Consider the following 17,543-nt stretch of genomic DNA (forward strand, 5'->3'; position numbering starts at 1 on the left):
CACACATGTGGATCAGATCCGCTATATCGCAGCCACAACCCATCGCGTTCTGCTTTCAGGTGAATGTCCGGGCCAAAATCTTGGAGGAGCAACGAGTCTACCGGCATAGGTTCACTCTGGCCTGAGCAGGCGATAGTGGCGAGTTAAAAGACCCGTCATTTCGTCCTGCCACTGGTTGTGGTGATAACGCCGATGTACTAGGCGTCGGGCAGCCTCTTGTTCTACAAGGTCTCGGCGCTTCAGTTCCTGAACGGTCCATCGGTGATTCTGTTGATAGAAGTCACGGAACAAATCGTTAGCAATGGCTCGTGGATAAAGGTACGAAGCGTTCGGGCTCTTGCTGAATTCCACGATTACGACACTGCCAAAATCGAGAAGGAATGCACTTGTATCAGGCGCATCGAGGAGTCCATAAGAGGGAATCTGTTCATTCCGGCTCCGTAGCCACAATCGAACACGATCCTGATCGTAACGGCTGAGCAATACCCTGGTCCGCTTCAATTGTGGTAACCACGTCAACCAGTATGGTTTTCGTCCTTGACGATCGCTTGAGCGGTCAATAACTAGATCGAAGAACAATTTGATGTCTTCACGCGAAAGCCACGAGATAAAACGTTCCCTAGCAGCTTCTACCCCTACCCAGCCAGCTTGATGAACACGAGGGTCGCCAAATTCCGTGGAACCAAGGGCAAAGCTGATGATCTGGCTTCTTGCTGCCTCATCTGCATCGCAGCGCCCGCTGAGAATGGCCTTCGCCAATAGCTCTTTCACACGGGATTTCGGCATTCCCGAATCGCCAAACAACGTCTGGGTCAAATATTCGAGCTGAGAAATGGGCACTCGTTCAATCCTATGAACGATGTGCTCTGCCGCTTGCGCTAGCGCCTCGGCCCAGAACTCCGTGTTGGTATGTAAAGCGTAGGCAGCAGCAAAGGGCTCAGGAGTCGAACGCTCGTCGGCTAAATTCCTGCCCAGACGAAGAGGCGCTTCGGACCCTATGATGTGATCGAGACATTCTTGCCACCTACGGAGTGCTTTGGAGAACCCACGATAAGTTCGAAGGAAAGCTTCAAGCGCTTCCTCAAGGGAACGACGATTCCCGGATGCGAGAGAACACCACCTCGCATGGTAGGTATAGACCAATCCCAGTAACGCATAAGTTGGTGGCGAATAGTGCCTCCTTGCGAGATAGCGATAGAAGACCGGGTCGGTTGCGCTTGTTGGGTGCTGGCACAAGCGACTGATCTCATGAGAAGAGAGTTCAGGCGTGTCGTTGCTCTCCCTGCAACGCTGCCACTTTTGAAGGATCACTTCGTCGGCTGGGGCCAGAAGTCTCTTGAATGGAGGAATGTTGCCCCAAGACTGGACTAGCCGACTTAGTTTTGGCGGAAACCTCGGTACCCAGTCCGGCGGTTGGTGGGCAGATCGCTTTACATGCTTTTCGAGTTGTTGCAAAGCGGCGAAGGCATCGGCAAGGTTTACTGTCTCAGACATGGTTAAGCCGTAAAGAACATGGATATCACTCCACGCTTGTCTGCAACCGAGCCACACCCTGCCGCTGCTCGGTCGACTTGATACGAATCTTGAAGACGACTCGACGCATGGCTTCACGTTCCTGGGCAGTAAGCTCCCGCTCAGGTTTGTCGATGAGTTCCGGAGGAGGCTCGCGGAGCCCTCTTCCATTGACAGAGGTCATATTGAGGAAGCAGTCTCTCCCCTCCTCATGTGTTCCTTGCAACACAAACAACGCGTGTTCCATCACTGACCGCGCACGATTCTGGCTAAGGGGGATATTATGTTCGTCGGGGTCCTTTCCGAGTGGGGCTGTGCGATCAGTGTGGCCCTCAATCACGATGGTCTGAATGTTTTCTAATTGGTCCTGGCAAATGACTGACGCAAGTAGTGGCACGAACCCACTGAGGAATTCTTTCGCCCCCTCGCTGAGGTTTGATTTGTCGGGCTCAAACCTTAGGAGGGGATCTCTTATCACGACTTCGATTCCAAGAGGATCATTGGGGTCCTTGGCCACCTTCACCTGACTTAGCGACTCATCCTGTGAACTCGTGAGCTTTGCAATAAGGGCATCAATGACGTCTTGTCTGATGTCCTGGCTGACCTGACGAGACGCAAACTGCGCGCGGATGAATAGCGTCAGCAGCAAGATGAAAATCACAGCCAAAGACGTCATGAGGTCTGTGATCCCCATGACAATCGTTTGATCCTTAGCAGCTTTGTCCCGAGTCACTCCGATCATCGCCCAATACGTTTGACTAGCTCTTCAAGAGGTCCAGTGACCTGTTGAAGTCCATCGCGTACCATATCGCTACTGGCCTTCAGCTCTTGCGCCGCCTGAGAAAATGAGTGATCAAATTGGGTGAGTTGTTTTTCTGTATACTCTCGAACCACTGACGAATACTGTTGCATGCTATGGGTGAGCTCCGTGAGGACTTTGCTGAGGCCTGTCTCGACGGTATGGAACACAGTTTGGAACTGTTTGAGAGTTTCTGTCTGAACAGAGTGGATTTCTGCTAAGCGGGTCAGCTGTTGGGCTAACGCCACGGCGTTCTGGCCTGCTTGCTCCTGAAGCTGCTGCATTCCCTGTGCAGTAACTGCGAACGAACGTTGGCTCTCCAGGAGCGTATAAGCTGCCTGTTCGACTTGCTTGAGAGCCTGTCGGCCTTCAGTTGTCATGGCGCGGAACGACTCCAAAGCTTCGTTGAGGACAGACTTAGCCTGCGCAAGCTGTTGGCTGGCTGATCGATGCTCATCGAGTGCAGCCATAAGGTTCATGGCACCCTGCTCAGTCCATTTAGCCGTCCGCTGAAGTACGTTCTCGACAGTCTCTGAGAGATTGGCTTGCGAGCGTTCCTGTGTATCGCGGATTGTCGATGTTACAGATGCCAAGAGTTCATGGACTCGACGTTCATGTTCAGATCCCACGTTCTCCAGTCGAGCAAGCACGGACCCCACGGTTTCACGCAATTGCCCTATCTGGTCACTCACGGCTCGATTTTGGGCAGCCATGGAATCGTCCAAGCGTTGGATGAACGTGGCTAAGCCAACTCGGCTCTGTTCACCCGCTCGGCTGATCTCCTCAAGGCGGTTTCCAGCAGAATTGAGAACCTGTTGTAATTCACTGAACTGTGTATTGGTCGTTCCTTCTAGCCCCTTCAAGAACTGCGCGATCAGTCCTTTAATTGCTTCAGTAGTGTCTTGGCGCTGTTGAGTAGCCAACCGCTCCACGACCTCCACCATGCGGTTAAGAGTGGGGCCGAGGCTTTCAGAAAGCTCTTCTTTCAGGCGGGTTGAAAGGTCGACGCCAAAATGACGAAATGCCGTGGTCTGCTCTGCGAGATTGCGATGCATGTCTTCGAGAATGTGTTCGATTGTCCTCCGAGTGAGCAACCTGTTGAGGGCATGGACGAATCGATAGTAACTGTTGCTTAGGCCATGGACCAGCGGTTTCTCAAGAAAGAGGTAAATGGTTGCACAAGATAACGCTACGATGGAGGTAAGGAACTTTCCCGCTAGTCCATTGATAAGACCAGAAATTCCCTGAATACGAGAGGCTTCCTCATCAATGTTGACCTGCAATAGCCCTACGAAAATGGCCAAAAAGGTCAGTAGCAAGCCGATCCCTGTCACGATTCCGGGGAAGCTGGAGTAGAAGGAAAGATTGATACGTTGATTGATCAGATTGTCTTCAGTGAAAAACTCCTCCGCTGCACGGGTATTGTAGACACTGATTCTGCCTGGTGAGTCTTCGTTAACGAGGACTGTTTCTCGGAACTCTTCCCAGGCCTGGGTGAGCGAGTGAGCTTTGCCAAAAAGACCATCGAGGCGGTTGAGACCTTCCGCGTCCAGCACAGAATGCTGATGCCGGAGCTTTTGGAGTTCTGTGGCGACCATCGTGAGAGGTCGCCTGACCCACCATACTTTCACCGCCATCCAAGTAAGGACGGCAAGCGTGAAGAAAAGAATGAGTGCTGAACCTGCCCAACTTAGACCAGGAGCGGTAACAAGCCCTATGGGATTGGCATCAGTGAAGGGATGGAGAAGCAGATCGATCATCGTACTCATGCCTGGCACGCTCCGTTCGGCAGAATGCCGACGCTCAACTGATCGCGAAATTCTTCGGCCAGCTTCTTTTTAAGGCGAATCGCGGTCTGGTTGTCTATCTCGCTATCGTGTTTGATTAGGTTAAGTGCGGCCGCCAGTTCTTCTTGCGGCATCCTTTGCATTCAAACGAGAAGCCGGCAGCAATGCCCCTCTCCCCCGGACCACTTCTCAATATACGAGTCGAGTTGCTTCCATCCGCGAACATTGAATAGCCCATGCAGAAGTCGGCGCGGTTTGCTACTTGGATGGTCTCGCGAAGCGCGGGAAGGAGTGATTGTTCAATGTTGTCGAAAATACGAGGCATGGTGGCACGAGGATACTGCTTTTTAGCTTATGTGACAATGGAACGGGTAAGTAACCTCCAATGTTGTCTTCTGTCGCTTGTACTCGGCAGACTTACTCAATTTGGGGTTCCCTGGAAATGCGAAACCAGGAGAGTTGAGGCACAGATTTGAGGACTCGGGAGATTCACTCACGAAACAAGCCGATGACTATCTCTCATGGCTGTCTGGTCAGGTCGATTACCTTATTCCAGCAGGTTAGGAGGAGGGAAGTCTTGGGGTGAGTGACGGGTGTCGAACCCGCGACCTCCGGATCCACAATCCGGCGCTCTGACCAACTGAGCTACACTCACCACCCAGATGTTGCGGCGGAAGACACCTGTGCGGAAAAGACATGTTACACAGACGGAAGGACGGGCTGCAAACCACGTGGGAAGTGCTGAGTGCTCAGTGCTGGGTGCTGATGAATGGAGAAGAGGCGCGTTCGTGTTGGAGAACGATCCCCACCTTCACGCCTGCGCCGACTACTTTCCGTCGCTGCCGAGCCGGCGCATTTTCTCAAGCCATCGTGCTCGCTTTGCGCCGTCCATCCCTTCGACCATCCCGATGAGGTTTTGTTTGATCGGCCCGATGCCCGAGAACGACAGAATGCCGCCGGTCAGGCCTTTCAGTCCGTGGGCACCGAAATACCACCGATAGATGAACGCGGGCATCCCCATCGTCACGACGACGCGGGCCGTCCGGCCGGTGAGCAATTTCTTGGGCATCCTGCCGGACTCGTAGGCGAGGGCGAAGCCTGGGCGGAACACCTGCTCGAAGAAGGCCTTGAGCAGGGCGGGCATCGTCCCATGCCACAGGGGAAAGAGAATCACGAGATGGTCCGCCCACCGGATGGCCTCTTGCGCCTCACGAATCGACTCCGGCGGGGTTCCTTTCTCGAAATCTTCCTTGCGCCTGAGGAGTGGAAAGTCGAGCGCGGCCACGTCGATCCGCTTGCAGGCATGGCCGGCCTGTTCCGCGCCGCTGGCGTAGGCATCCGCCAGGGCATGCCCGAAATGGTCCGGGTGAGGATCGGGATGTCCTTGAATGATCGTGACCGTCTGGCCACCGTGCCCTCGACAGAGGCAAGCCGTGAAGCTCTATAGATGAGACGAGGCTACTGTCGCACCATCATGCTGTCAACCCGTCGCGGACACCCAATCCGGAAGTGCCGAGTGAGCGCTCAGCGGTGGGAGGTCTCAGAAGCAGCGAAATGCAGGAATCGGTTTGGAACAAGAAGGACAACCAATTCCTTGAGGGGACCAGATGTCCCGAATTGCTTTTCTTCGTTCCCTCCGGGCCGAGTCATAACCCTGCGGCATTCCAGGCCTGGCAGCCGAATATGGAGTCCCCGCCTGCTTGGCACATAGGTTGCGTTGCTCTTGTACTAGACAAATGCAGGGCGTTGGCCCCTGGTGATTACCCTAGCTGTCACAAGATGAAAGGAGACATCACGATGATGAACGGCAACGCACGGTCCCTTTTCCTGGGTGCAACAGCTTTTGTAACCGGACTGGGTATTGGTGTGGGCACCGGTGTTCTCTTTGCTCCACAATCTGGAGCGCGGACGCGGCGACGACTCAAAAGTTTTGCAGAAGACATGGTTGAAGACACGGCAGAAGCCGTGGATGAGGTCATTGAACGTGGGAAGCGCTTGATAACCGCATGAACGGAATCGAGGCGGCGCTATTACAGAGGTGTTCCATGGACCAGTGGACCGCGACAGATCAAGAGCGTCCCGACCGGACATGGGCCTGTTGTCCGGATGAACTGAATATGGGCCATCGATTGTCTCCTGCAGGCTCATTCAAACTCAGTTGCCCAGACTCAACCTTGGCCCGCATGAACAGTCGGGCTCTCCGCAGCGGGCTATTGGCTGTGGTGTTGTTGACCGGAGCGAATCTGCTCATGGCGGCCGAAACGCCGACGGATGCGGTTCGCACCACCTTCGAGAAGGCGGTCCATGTTCTACAGGATCAGGAACTCAAGAAGCCGGGTCGCCAACAGGAACGGCTGGACCGGCTTGAACAGACCATCGGGGACCGGGTCAGTTATAGGGAATTGGCGAAACGGTCCTTAGGCGCCAAATGGAAGGAGTTGAGCGAAAAGGACAGGCAGGAATTTGTTGTTCTTTTTGCTCACCTCCTGAGGGATACCTATGCGAACCGGATCCTGCGATACACCGATGAGCAAGTCGAATATCTGAATGAGCGGTTGGATGGATCCTATGCCGAAGTCAGAACGAATGTGAAGGGGAGTAAAGTGAATATCCCTGTGAATTACCGGCTGATCAACCAATCGGGTCTGTGGCAGGTGTACGATGTGGTGGTCGACGGCATCAGCATGGTGAGCAATTACAGAGGGCAATTTTCCAAGATCCTGCAGACCTCCTCCTATGAAACGCTCCTGGAGAGATTACGAACGAGAACCATCCACGACGGTTTGGATAAGCCTGACTGATCCATCCTGCCTCCGAGCGTCGCGTTCCTTCCTGCCCACTGCTGGCACACCACATACATGTGGTGATCGACGGTGCGACGCCAGCGTTCGATGAATGAAATCAGCGTGAAGAGACGGCCGGCTTCCTGATCGGCCAAGAGGCGGCCGGGATGCTTTCTGTCGAGAGGTGAGCCTCGCCTCGTCCCCACCGGTACCAAAACCGGACCTGTCCGTGTGTCGATGGGGGGACCACCGCCACCTGCCGGCGCAGCGAAGTGAGAATCAGCGCATTGTCCATCACCTCTGCACGCACCTCCGTACAGTGATCGACACGCTCGAACGTCAGCAACCCCTCCATGTGGTACAGGTATCCTTGGACGGTGCAGGCCGTCAGATCATCCGCAAAGGCGGCCCACGTTGGCGCGGCAATTAAACAACAAAGCCCCATGGCAAGAATCACGAACAGGGCCCAACCGCCCCCATCGCCACAACGCCGTACGTACGATTCGCTGTTTGAGACTCGTTCCATCACGGGCCTCCCTCCGGTCCAGGGTTTTGGTTGCCGACTTCCTAGGAGCCTGTCCGACATTGACTTTTCTACTGCGACGAACGATCTGCAGCCATCTGCGTCGTTCTCGGCCCGCAAAATCCTGGGCACCCATTGCTCTTCGACTTGCAATGGGTCAGCGAACCGCAATGTCGGACAGGCTCCTAGCGCCTTCTGAGTTGTCTGAGTCGATAACCCATCCTCCCCCTTGTTATTCTTGCCATAGAGGTCCTCTGAAGCGAGGCTAGGAGCGTCCCGAGTTCGACGGACTGTGTTCGCTAGGGGGCTGAGCCTCCCCGGCAAGTATCCCGATATTCCGGACGACCCCGATCCGCATACCAGGCCTCCATCAGCTTAGATTCCCCATCTTGTTACCGCTAGCAAACTCTCAAAACGATGAATGTCGCCTATAGGGCTGGATGAGGCAGCCAAGAAGCGGGCAGAACCCTATACGAGGATTGTCGAGGTGCAACTGCAGATGCGACGGGAGACAGTTGATCTCGTCAAGAAAGCGGTCAGTGGAGCGGTCAAGAGCTACGTACTGGTGAACAATCGCGCGGAGGGGAACGGGTGTGCGGCTGCCCGCGGGCAGGCGCGCACCCTTACAAACAGGCCTTGACAATGTTCGAAAGCATATTCAGGGATACTTGCGGGGCGGGGGAATGAATCGTGGGATTGACCCAGATCCTTGAACGGGTTCCTCCCGTCTCGACACGGAGGTTTTCTATCAGGAACAGAAGTTCCGCCTCAGGCCGGGACTTGCCTGCCACCGGCCGGGAGGGCATGATCAGCGTCATCTCCTGATTGGGTCCGGCCTTGAGCAGTTCGACCCCTGCGTAGGGATGCGTGTTTTGCTCGGTCCTATACCCGTCCAGGGTTTGCATCATGCAGCGACTCACGACATCCACCGATTTGGCGGAATTGTACTCGGCGCGATATTCAGATTTTTGAATCTCGCCGATCGTCCTTACAGCCCGCGAACTATCATCCGCCAGGCACCCGCCCAGCGAAGCCAGCATAACGGCCACTATGAGGGCTCTTATCATGACATGCCTGCCTGCGTTCGCATGCTGTCCGACCGGCCTGCATTCGCATGCTGTCCGACCGGTCGGGCCGCTCAATTCATCCCGCTTCAATATCCGACTAACCTTCAACAGCCTATTCCATTGACGTGACAGCCGCTGCGCAACCGAGAAGGGGAATGCGGCCGTCACTGCAACCGAGCGACGGACTAAGTGACTGTATTGGCTTAGAAAAATTGGGGTGAGTGACGGGTGTCGAACCCGCGACCTCCGGATCCACAATCCGGCGCTCTAACCAACTGAGCTACACTCACCACCCGAGATGTGTTTTGTGGCAGGCCGTCACGTGAACGCTTATCGTACACAAACCGCCATGAGACTCGCAAGCCACCGAGCGCGGAAGTGCTGAGTGATGCAGAACGCAGGGAGCAAGAAATTGAAGGTCTCCAGGCTGAAAACCTCCTGTTCGTGCTCAGCACTGAGCACTCAGCACTCATCGCTCAGCACTGAAGGGACGGCACTCAGTCCTCAGCACTCAGCACCTTTCCGCGCACTACGCGCGTCGAAGGCCCGCTGCATTTCGGCGAGGATGGCTTCGGCGGCGGCCCGCGGATCGGACGCATCCCTGATCGGACGGCCGACCACGAGATAATCCGACCCGGCCGCGATCGCCTGGGCCGGCGTCGTGGCCCTGGCATGGTCGCCGGTCTCGACTCCCGCCGGACGGATGCCGGGCGTGACGATCACTAACTTGTCTCCCACCCGCTGGCGGATCGCCTGCGGCTCCTCGCCCGACGCCACCACCCCTTCGCAGCCGACCTCGGCCGCCAAGGCCGCCCGGGCCGTGACGAGTTCCGCCACGCTGTGCTGGATGCCCATCTCACGCAGGTCCTGCGAGTCATAGTTGGTCAGCACGGTGACGGCCAGGATCTTCAGCGCGGAGTTCGGCACCTGGCTGCGCCCCCGCACGGCGGCGGTCAGGGCCTTGCGATTGGCGTGGACCGTCAGAAAATCCACCCCCATCATGGCGACTTGCGCGGTGGCCCGCCGGACGGTTTCTTCGATGTCCAGGAACTTCAAGTCGAGGAACACCCGCTTGCCCTGTTGGCGAAGCCGGTGGACGAACTCGGGTCCAGCGGCCGTGAACAGCTCAAGGCCGACCTTGACGAACGAGACCGATTCGCCGATTTTCTCCACCAGGCGGATCCCCGCCTCGGCGGACGGCACGTCGAGCGCCAGAATGAGCCGATCGCGAACCTGGAATTGAGCAGTCATGAGTCCACGTTTCCTTCTTGGTGACAGATAGAGAATCAACCCACCGCAGGCCAACACAGACAGAATGGCGAGGCGGGCAGAGTACCCTTTCTTGACCCATCAATCAAGGCTGTGGTAAAAGGGTGATTCTTTTTCTCAGAAGGAGTCGCGAATCATGCCACAGGTTCACAAATCGACGATCAGGCGCGCCCGTCAAGCGGAAACCCGCCGCGCTCGAAACCGCACCACCCTCAACACGGTCAAGGCCTTCATCAAGAAGACCCTCGCCGCGGTGGAGGAAAAAAAGGCGGATGAAGCGGCGACCGCGCTTCGCGAGGCCAGCTCGGCCATCGGCCGAGCCGCGGCCAAGGGAGTGATCAAGCGGAACACGGCGTCCCGCCGGATTTCGCGACTCACGCTTCGCGTCAACGGCCTGACCGCCGCCAAATAAGCCAGCAGGGCATTGAACAAACCCGCCAGCTTTGTTCTCGGATCTTGGTTTGGTCGTCATGCGTCAAGCGTCAGTCGTCAATCGACTAACGATGAAGAAGACAGGATGCGAAGACGTACCGTCAATACGTTTGACGAGTGACGGATTTCCGTCCTTTTGCTCGCTACAGCCTCGAAGGCGTCATCCGCGGCAGAGGGAGAGCAGCAGCGTTTCCATGACGCGCCTGCCCGACCCGGCGCTTCCGCCCTTCAGTTTCGAATCCGTATCCACAAACAGCTCGAACGCCCGGCGCAGGTGCGGGTCGGAAAAGCGGCCGAAAAAGCTCTTCACCCGGTAGGGCTCGATCCCGAGCGGTCTGGAGACTTCGCCCGCGCTTTTGCCCTGGGCGAACAGATCCTTCGTCTTCCAGAGACGCCGGTATTGCCAGACCAACGCGCCGAGAATCCGCAACGGGGCTTCCCCCGCCTCCAGGTTCCGCGCCAAAATCTCCAACGCCCGGCGGCAATCCCGTGCTTCGATGGCTTTGGTGAGGTCGAACACCGAGGCGCCCGGCTCGATCCCGCGCGCCGCCTCCACCTCCGCCGCCCCCGCCGCCGCTCCAGCCGACGTGGTCAAGGCCAGCTTTTCCAAGTCCCGTTTGATCAATGCCAGCGAGTGACCGGCTGATTCGCGGAGCACCGCGATCCCCTCATCGGTGATCTTCAAGTTCAACCGCGCGGCTTCACTTCGAATCCATTCCGTGAGCGCCGCGCCGTTCAACGGACCACAGTCCACGACCAAGGCGCGCTTCACCAATGCCTGCGTCCACTTCAATCGCTTGTCGAGCTTCTCCGCCACCAGGATCAGCGCGGTGGTCTCGCAGGGGTCGGCCAGGTAGGCAAGCCAGGCTTCATTGTCCCGTGCCGTGATCTTGTCCGCCTGTTTGACGATGACCAGGCGGCGGGGGGCGAACACCGGGATTTCCCGCGCGGCGGTCAAGATTGAGGAGGCGCCGTCTTCGTCGGCATAGAGCTGCGCACAATTGAACACGTCGTCCGTGCCGGCGCCCAAGAGCTGGTCCTTGAGCGTCACGACCGCTGTTCGCCTGAGCTCCTCTTCTTCGCCTTCGACCAGACAGAGCGGGGGGATGGCTTCGCGTTGGAGATAGTGAGCGAGGGTCAGGGCCTTCACGATCATGGCGGCAACGATCTCTTTCCGGAGAAGGTCAGGCGGGACATGGATGGAACCCCATCATGTCATCGCGCGCCCGGCAGCATCGGGACAAACTCGGGCGGGGCCTCGGTGGGCTTGATCCTGCCCTCCCGCACATCGTCGATGAAGAGCTGAAAGCGTGCCGAGAGGTCGGCCGCCACCATCCTGCCCGCCTGTTCGACCGCGCGGTTTTGCAGCACGCGATTGAACTGGAGATCGCCCGTGACGAAGAATTCCGACATTCCCTTTGCGGTTTGCACCCAGACGACCTTGTGGCTGCGCACATCCTCGGCCTGCACCATGACCAGGGCCTCCACGCGGCTTTCCAAGGTGGTGGATTGTGTAAAGCTTAACGTCGGGATCAGGATGGAAAGAATGGTCCCTTTGAGGACATAATCCGCCGTTTCCGTTCCTCCGACCACTTGGGCCCCGCTGCTGGTCGCAAACTCCTGACGGAGATAGTTGGAGTACTTGATTTCGAGATTGGGCTCGAAGCTCCCGTTGCGGAGATTCACGATGCTGAGCCGCGGCACATGCTCGCCCGGTTTGACCTGCGCGGCAGGCTGGGCCGTGCCGCCGATCGTCGGCCCCGGTCCCTCCACGCCGAACTGGTAGCCGCAGCCGGCGAGCAGCGCCAACGCGACGGCCAGCGCGGTGCCAGCCAAGAGTGCTGAGTGCTCAGTGCTCAGTGCTGAGTACGAACAAAAGGGTTTCAGCCCGGAGACCTTCAATTATTTTCTCCTTATGTGCTGCATCACTCAGCACTCAGAACCCAGCACTTAGCACTTTTTTAGATGACGAAATTGATGAGCTTCTTCTCGACGTAAACGATTTTCTTCGGGTTCTTTCCCTGGAGCGCCTCCTGGATCTTGGGCTCTTGCTGTGCCAGACGCAGGACCTCCTCGCGTCCGGCCTCGGCGGCCACGCTGATCCTCCCGCGGAGTTTCCCATTGACTTGAATGGGCAGCTCCATCCGGTCGCTGACGGTGAGGGCGGGATCGTAAGTCGGCCAAGGCTGTTGCCCGACGCTGGCTTTGTGGCCGAGGCGCTCCCAGAGTTCTTCGGACAGATGGGGCGCAAAGGGCGACAAGAGCAGCACAAGCGATTCCACAACCGATCGCGGCCGCCGGTCGAGCTTCGTCAGCTCGTTCGTCAAGACCATCATCTGCGAGATGGCCGTGTTGAACCGGAGCGATTCGAGATCCTCCGTAACCTTCTTGATCGTCTGATGGAGCAGGCGCGCGGTTTCCAGGGAGGGCTCGGCCTCGACGACCGATTGGCTCAGTCGGCCGTCCTCCTCGACCATCAGCCGCCACACCCGATCGAGAAACCGGGTGACGCCCTCGACCCCGCGGGTGCTCCAGGGCTTCATCGCTTCGAGCGGCCCCATGAACATCTCGTAAAGCCGCACGGCGTCGGCGCCGAACCGCTCGATCATGTCGTCGGGATTCACGACGTTGCCGCGCGATTTGGACATCTTCTGATTGTCCTCGCCGAGCACGATGCCCTGGTGCACGAGTTTCATGAACGGCTCGGGCGTGTGCACGACGCCGATGTCGTAGAGCACCTTGTGCCAAAAGCGGGCGTAGAGGAGATGCAACACGGCATGCTCGGAGCCGCCGATGTAGAGGTCCACCGGCATCCAGTACCGTTCCTTGTCCGGATCGACGAGGTGCCGCTCGTTGCGCGGGTCGATGAACCGAAGAAAATACCAACAGGACCCGGCCCACTGCGGCATGGTGTTCGTTTCGCGGCGCGCGGGCCGGCCGGTTGCCGGATCGACGGTCACAAGCCAGTCTTCCAGATTGGCGAGCGGGCTCTCGCCGGTTCCCGAAGGCGTGAAGTTGGTCGTTTCGGGCAGCGTCAGCGGCAACTGTTCTTCGGGCAAGGCCTGATGCTCGCCTTCCACCCAAATGATGGGGAAGGGCTCTCCCCAATAGCGCTGCCGCGCGAAGAGCCAATCGCGAAGCTTGTAGTTGATCGTCTTCCGGCCCTTGCCCTGAGCCTCCAGCCAGGCGGTGATGTTCGGGATCGCGTCAGCCGGCTTGAAGCCGTCGATTGAGAAGGAGCCGTCGGGCGTGGTCGAGTTGACGACGGTGCCCTGGTCGATCTCGACGAACGCGCCCTTTTCGATGTCGCCGCCGGACACGACCTCGCGGATCGGAAGGGCATACTTGCGCGCGAAGGCCCAGTCCCGCTCATCGTGCGCCGGCACCGCCATGATGGCCCCGGTGCCGTAGCCCATCATCACATAATCGGCGATCCAGATCGGCAACCGCTCGCCGTTCACCGGGTTGATCGCATAGCCGCCGGTGAAGACCCCGCTTTTTTCTTTCTCCAGCTCCTGGCGCTGGAGATCGCTCTTGCGCGCCGCCGCCTCTTGGTAGGAACGCACCTCGGCCCGTCGGTCCGGCGTCGTCACCGCCTCCACGAGCGGATGTTCCGGGGCCAGCACCATATAGGTAGCGCCGAACAGGGTATCGGGCCTGGTCGTGAAGATCCTCAGATTGCCGTGAACCTGTGCCAGCGCGAATTCGACCTCCGCCCCGATGGACCGCCCGATCCAATTCTTTTGCATCTCCAACGTGGAGGTCGGCCATTCGACCAGCTTCAGATCGTCCAACAGCCGGTCCGCGTAAGCGGTGATCTTCAAGATCCACTGCCGCATGGGTTTGCGGACCACCTCGAACCCGCCGACCTCGCTCTTCCCGTCGATCACTTCCTCGTTCGCGAGCACCGTGCCCAGCCCCGGGCACCAGTTGACCGGCACTTCGGCCACATAGGCCAACCCGCGCTTGTAGAGCTGGAGAAAGATCCACTGCGTCCAGCGATAGTAATCCGGATCGGTCGTGCTCAGCTCGCGCTCCCAGTCGTACGAGAGTCCGACCCGCTTCATCTGGCGCTTGAACGTGGCGATGTTTTGCGCCGTGGTGATGGCGGGATGGATGCCGGTCTTCACCGCATATTGCTCGGCCGGAAGGCCGAAGGCGTCCCACCCCATCGGGTGCAGGACGTTGAACCCACGCATGCGCTTGTAGCGCGAGACGATGTCGGTCGCGGTATAGCCTTCCAGATGGCCGACGTGGAGCCCTGATCCGGAAGGATAGGGAAACATGTCCAGGCAGTAGAACTTGGGCTTCCCGCGATCCTCGCTCGCCCGGAACGAGCGGTGCTCTTCCCAATAGGCCTGCCACTTGGCTTCGATGGAGTGAAAATTGTACGGACGGCTCATGGTGGAGGTTAAGAAGGTTAATCGGTTGGAGGAACCCTACCGTTGATTCAAACGTCGGACAATAACATACGGCAGGAGGCCCCTCAAGCAGAGCGAGACCACGCTCGATCGCTCGCTGGGCTTCACGCAAGGGCCTCGGCAAGGACCGGCGGGCGTTCGTCTGTTATACTCCCGCGGCGGATGGGCTTCTACGCGCGACAGATCTTTCCTCGCCTCATGGACTGGGGGATGAGGCGCGGGCTCTTTCAACAGGAACGGGAAGCGGCGCTTGCGCCTGCTCATGGAGACGTGCTGGAAATCGGCTTCGGCACGGGCCTGAACCTGCCACATTATCCGCCGTCGATCGCGCGCCTCACGGGGGTCGATCCGATGCAGGCCCTCCCGGCCCGCGTGACCGAACGGTGCCGCGCCGTCTCCTTTCCCGTGCAGGTTGTGCCGATGACGGCGGAGACCCTGCCCTTCGACCACGCGCGGTTCGATTGCGCCGTGAGCACCTGGACCCTCTGTACGATCCCCGATCCTGTCGCCGCGTTGCGCGAGGTGAAGCGCGTCCTGAAACCGGGCGGGCTGTTTCTCTTTGCGGAACATGGCCGCAGCGACCATCCGCGGGTGGCGGCCTGGCAGGATCGGCTCAACCCGATCCAGAATGTCGTCGGCTGCGGCTGCAATCTGAACCGGCGCATCGACCGCCTGATCCTCGACGCAGGCTTGACCCTCGACCGGCTCGATCGGTTCGAGCTGCCGGGCGTGCCACGGATCGCCGGCACGATGTATCGGGGGCAGGCGCGCGCGTGACGGGCGAACGGCCGAGCCGCTCAGATGTCCGTGAGCGTCGAGAAATGCTCGATCGAATGGAAGGTGGCGGATGGCTCAGGGGCGAGCTGGGAGCTGGATTTGGACCGATGGTACAGGTAGGCCACGCCAAAGCCGTGCGCGGCCCTGAGGCACCCCTCGTCATCGTCTATATATAAGGAGCGGGCTGGATCGAAGCCGACGAGCTGTTGGCAGGCCGGCCAGTATTCCGGCCGCATCTTCAAGCAGCCGACCTCGAACGCATTGACGATCCGATCGACATGCCGATCCAACCCCGTCTTCGCGACCTTGACGGCCACCCCGGCCTCATGCGCGTTGGTCACGATCGTCACGCGCTTGCCGCGTCGCCGCAGCGCCCTGAGAAACGGCAGGGCATCCGGAAGAAAGTCGATCAAGTGATCCAGCTCCCGGTGCAGGGCGACAACATCCAGCCCCACCCGGCCGGTCCAGTAGTGGAGATCGGTCCAGGCCAATTCACCCTCCACCGACCGATACATCGCCATGAGCCTGTTCCGGGCCTCCTCGAAGGAGAGCCGGTGCAGGGCGGCATAGCGGCGCGGCAGCTCCTCCTCGAAGAAATAATTGTCGAAATGCCGATCGAGCAGGGTGCCGTCCATGTCGAGCAGGACATCGTCGATTTCGTCCCACACGAGAGAGTGCTGAGTGCTGGGTGCTGAGGGCTGAGGCATAAAGAAAGTATAGCGAAGGTCCCGCCGGAAGACGAGGCGCATTGTGTTTGCCAAAATTCCTGTGTTACGGTCCGGCCATCCCGTTCTCATTCATGTCCATGACTGCCCGCTCAGCACCCAGTACCCAGCACTCAGCACTTCTTCCGACCGTCGCCATTATCGGCCGGCCGAACGTGGGGAAGTCCACGCTGTTCAACCGGATTCTCGGCCATCGCTCCGCCATCGTGGACGACGTGCCCGGGGTCACGCGCGATCGCAACTACGCCGAGGCCTCCTTTCGGGGACGTCCGTTCAGATTGGTGGATACGGGCGGGCTCGACCCGAGCGCCAACGAAGGGATGTTGGCCCTGATCCGGCACCAGACGCAAGTGGCGATCGCGGAGGCCGACGTGCTGATCTTCGTGATGGACGGGCGGGACGGGGTCACGCCGACCGACGAAGCGGTGGTCTCGTTGCTGCGCGGGATCAAGAAACCCGTCTACTACGCGGTCAATAAGATCGACACGGCCAAGGCCGAGCCGCTGGTCGCCGATTTCTACCGCTTGGGACTGGACCACCTCTATCCGGTCTCCGCCGAGCACGGGATCGGGGTGGATGATGTGCTGGAGGCAGTCTACCCCCACCTCCCCCAAGAACCTCCCGAAGGATCGTTGGCCGATGTGCCGCGCGTCGCGATCGTCGGGCGACCCAACGTCGGAAAATCGACGTTGGTCAACGCCGTCCTCGGACAAGACCGTTGCGTGGTCAGCGACATTCCCGGCACGACGCGCGATCCCATCGACAGCCTCGCGACCTTGGACGGCCGGCAGTACATCTTCACGGACACGGCCGGCATCAGACGGCGCGGCCGCATCGAACGGGGAGTCGAAGGGTACAGCGTAGCCCGGTCCTTGCGCGCGCTGGGGCGTTCGGATGTCGCCGTGCTGCTGCTGGATGCGGAGGAAGGGCTGACGGAACAGGACACGAAAATTGCCGGATTGGTCCTCCGGCAGGGCCGCGCCTGCATTCTGCTGGTCAACAAATGGGATCTGCGGGCGCACGAGGCCGGGGCCAAGCAAGCCTACGAGGCCGACCTGCACCGCCGGTTTTCCTTCCTGACCTGGGCGCCTGTGCTCTATGCCTCCGCCCTGAAGCCGGATTCGTTGCGTCCGCTGTTTCCGTTGATCGAGCAGGTCGTGGCCTCGTTCACCAACCGGATTCCGACCGGCCCGCTGAATCAGTTTTTCCAATCGGTGCTGGAAAGCCATCCACTGCCGATGCGCAAGGGCCGCATCACGAAGACGGCCCGCTCGGCCTTTATCACCCAGGTCGCCACCAAGCCGCCCGTGTTTGCCCTATTCGTCGGCCATCCGGAAGGGATCACCGCCGCTTATCTCCGTTTTCTGGAGAACCGGCTGCGCGAGCAATTCCCGTTGATCGGCACTCCCGTTCGCATCTTGGTCAGAAAGAAGTGACCGCGTAGATCG

Annotated in this window: 18 protein-coding genes and 2 tRNA genes; 6 read left to right on the forward strand and 14 right to left on the reverse strand. The window is 58.9% G+C overall.

Going from position 1 to position 17,543, the window contains the following annotated elements; translation table 11 throughout:
• Window positions 1-111: 111 nt before the first annotated feature.
• The 6 genes from QWI75_RS21665 to QWI75_RS21690 form a co-directional block, all read right to left on the reverse strand.
• Window positions 112-1,494 carry an EH signature domain-containing protein gene (locus QWI75_RS21665; RefSeq protein ID WP_289271455.1) on the reverse strand — a complete coding sequence of 461 codons (1,383 nt, stop codon included), beginning with the start codon at window positions 1,492-1,494 and terminating at the stop codon, window positions 112-114.
• 25 nt (window positions 1,495-1,519) lie between these two features.
• Window positions 1,520-2,206 carry an OmpA family protein gene (locus QWI75_RS21670; RefSeq protein ID WP_289271456.1) on the reverse strand — a complete coding sequence of 229 codons (687 nt, stop codon included), beginning with the start codon at window positions 2,204-2,206 and terminating at the stop codon, window positions 1,520-1,522.
• 44 nt (window positions 2,207-2,250) lie between these two features.
• Window positions 2,251-4,080, reverse strand: coding sequence for an anti-phage protein ZorA-like protein (locus QWI75_RS21675; protein ID WP_289271457.1), 1,830 nt, complete (start codon window positions 4,078-4,080; stop codon window positions 2,251-2,253).
• A complete protein-coding gene (locus QWI75_RS21680; RefSeq protein ID WP_289271458.1) occupies window positions 4,077-4,232 on the reverse strand; it encodes a hypothetical protein in 156 nt (51 codons plus the stop codon). The genes QWI75_RS21675 and QWI75_RS21680 overlap by 4 nt, the downstream gene beginning before the upstream one ends.
• Window positions 4,233-4,676: 444 nt before the next feature.
• A tRNA-His gene (locus QWI75_RS21685) sits at window positions 4,677-4,753 on the reverse strand.
• 171 nt (window positions 4,754-4,924) lie between these two features.
• The gene (locus tag QWI75_RS21690) at window positions 4,925-5,491 is read right to left on the reverse strand and encodes an NAD(P)H-dependent oxidoreductase (RefSeq protein WP_306417613.1); all 567 of its coding nucleotides are present in this window, start codon (window positions 5,489-5,491) and stop codon (window positions 4,925-4,927) included.
• Between the two features lie 404 nt (window positions 5,492-5,895).
• Between QWI75_RS21690 and QWI75_RS21695 the strand changes: the two genes are divergently transcribed.
• Window positions 5,896-6,108 carry a YtxH domain-containing protein gene (locus QWI75_RS21695; protein WP_289271459.1) on the forward strand — a complete coding sequence of 71 codons (213 nt, stop codon included), beginning with the start codon at window positions 5,896-5,898 and terminating at the stop codon, window positions 6,106-6,108.
• A gap of 173 nt (window positions 6,109-6,281) precedes the next feature.
• Window positions 6,282-6,899, forward strand: a complete 618-nt coding sequence (locus QWI75_RS21700; RefSeq protein ID WP_289271460.1) for a Tgt2/MlaC family protein — start codon at window positions 6,282-6,284, stop codon at window positions 6,897-6,899.
• A gap of 100 nt (window positions 6,900-6,999) precedes the next feature.
• Here QWI75_RS21700 and QWI75_RS21705 read toward each other — a convergent pair whose 3' ends face one another.
• Entirely contained in the window at window positions 7,000-7,407 is a 408-nt protein-coding gene (locus tag QWI75_RS21705; protein ID WP_289271461.1) for a hypothetical protein, read from the reverse strand.
• Window positions 7,408-7,825: 418 nt separating this feature from the next.
• Here QWI75_RS21705 and QWI75_RS21710 point away from each other — a divergent pair, with 418 nt between their 5' ends.
• Window positions 7,826-8,044, forward strand: a complete 219-nt coding sequence (locus QWI75_RS21710; protein ID WP_289271462.1) for a hypothetical protein — start codon at window positions 7,826-7,828, stop codon at window positions 8,042-8,044.
• On the opposite strand, the gene QWI75_RS21715 is transcribed toward QWI75_RS21710, so the two are convergent.
• The 3 genes from QWI75_RS21715 to pyrF all read right to left on the reverse strand — a co-directional run bounded on the left by QWI75_RS21715 (window position 8,028) and on the right by pyrF (window position 9,722).
• Window positions 8,028-8,471, reverse strand: a complete 444-nt coding sequence (locus QWI75_RS21715; protein ID WP_289271463.1) for a hypothetical protein — start codon at window positions 8,469-8,471, stop codon at window positions 8,028-8,030. The genes QWI75_RS21710 and QWI75_RS21715 overlap by 17 nt on opposite strands.
• A gap of 213 nt (window positions 8,472-8,684) precedes the next feature.
• Window positions 8,685-8,761: transfer RNA gene (locus tag QWI75_RS21720), tRNA-His, on the reverse strand.
• A 214-nt stretch (window positions 8,762-8,975) separates the two neighbouring features.
• On the reverse strand, window positions 8,976-9,722 hold the full coding sequence (pyrF, locus tag QWI75_RS21725; RefSeq protein ID WP_289271464.1) for an orotidine-5'-phosphate decarboxylase: 747 nt from the start codon (window positions 9,720-9,722) through the stop codon (window positions 8,976-8,978).
• Window positions 9,723-9,876: 154 nt separating this feature from the next.
• Between pyrF and rpsT the strand changes: the two genes are divergently transcribed.
• A complete protein-coding gene (gene rpsT / locus QWI75_RS21730) occupies window positions 9,877-10,152 on the forward strand; it encodes a 30S ribosomal protein S20 (protein ID WP_289271465.1) in 276 nt (91 codons plus the stop codon).
• 180 nt (window positions 10,153-10,332) lie between these two features.
• Here the strand turns inward: rpsT and holA are convergent, their stop codons facing one another.
• From holA to leuS, 3 genes are read right to left on the reverse strand one after another with little or no spacing between them, the layout of a single operon-like run.
• The gene (holA, locus tag QWI75_RS21735; protein WP_289271466.1) at window positions 10,333-11,328 is read right to left on the reverse strand and encodes a DNA polymerase III subunit delta; all 996 of its coding nucleotides are present in this window, start codon (window positions 11,326-11,328) and stop codon (window positions 10,333-10,335) included.
• Window positions 11,329-11,387: 59 nt separating this feature from the next.
• Window positions 11,388-12,074, reverse strand: coding sequence for an LPS assembly lipoprotein LptE (gene lptE, locus QWI75_RS21740; protein ID WP_289271467.1), 687 nt, complete (start codon window positions 12,072-12,074; stop codon window positions 11,388-11,390).
• A gap of 59 nt (window positions 12,075-12,133) precedes the next feature.
• A complete protein-coding gene (gene leuS / locus QWI75_RS21745; protein ID WP_289271468.1) occupies window positions 12,134-14,575 on the reverse strand; it encodes a leucine--tRNA ligase in 2,442 nt (813 codons plus the stop codon).
• Between the two features lie 228 nt (window positions 14,576-14,803).
• Here leuS and QWI75_RS21750 point away from each other — a divergent pair, with 228 nt between their 5' ends.
• Window positions 14,804-15,370: a class I SAM-dependent methyltransferase gene (locus tag QWI75_RS21750; protein WP_289271469.1), complete on the forward strand. Its 567-nt coding sequence runs from the start codon at window positions 14,804-14,806 to the stop codon at window positions 15,368-15,370.
• A gap of 20 nt (window positions 15,371-15,390) precedes the next feature.
• On the opposite strand, the gene QWI75_RS21755 is transcribed toward QWI75_RS21750, so the two are convergent.
• Window positions 15,391-16,038 (reverse strand): HAD family hydrolase, encoded by a 648-nt coding sequence (locus tag QWI75_RS21755; protein ID WP_289271470.1) that lies wholly within the window; start codon window positions 16,036-16,038, stop codon window positions 15,391-15,393.
• A gap of 131 nt (window positions 16,039-16,169) precedes the next feature.
• On the opposite strand from QWI75_RS21755, the gene der reads away from it, so the two are divergent.
• Window positions 16,170-17,531 carry a ribosome biogenesis GTPase Der gene (der, locus tag QWI75_RS21760; RefSeq protein WP_289271471.1) on the forward strand — a complete coding sequence of 454 codons (1,362 nt, stop codon included), beginning with the start codon at window positions 16,170-16,172 and terminating at the stop codon, window positions 17,529-17,531.
• Window positions 17,532-17,543 lie beyond the last annotated feature (12 nt).

Origin of the sequence: Nitrospira tepida (assembly GCF_947241125.1) — a bacterium.
GTDB lineage: Bacteria > Nitrospirota > Nitrospiria > Nitrospirales > Nitrospiraceae > Nitrospira_G > Nitrospira_G tepida.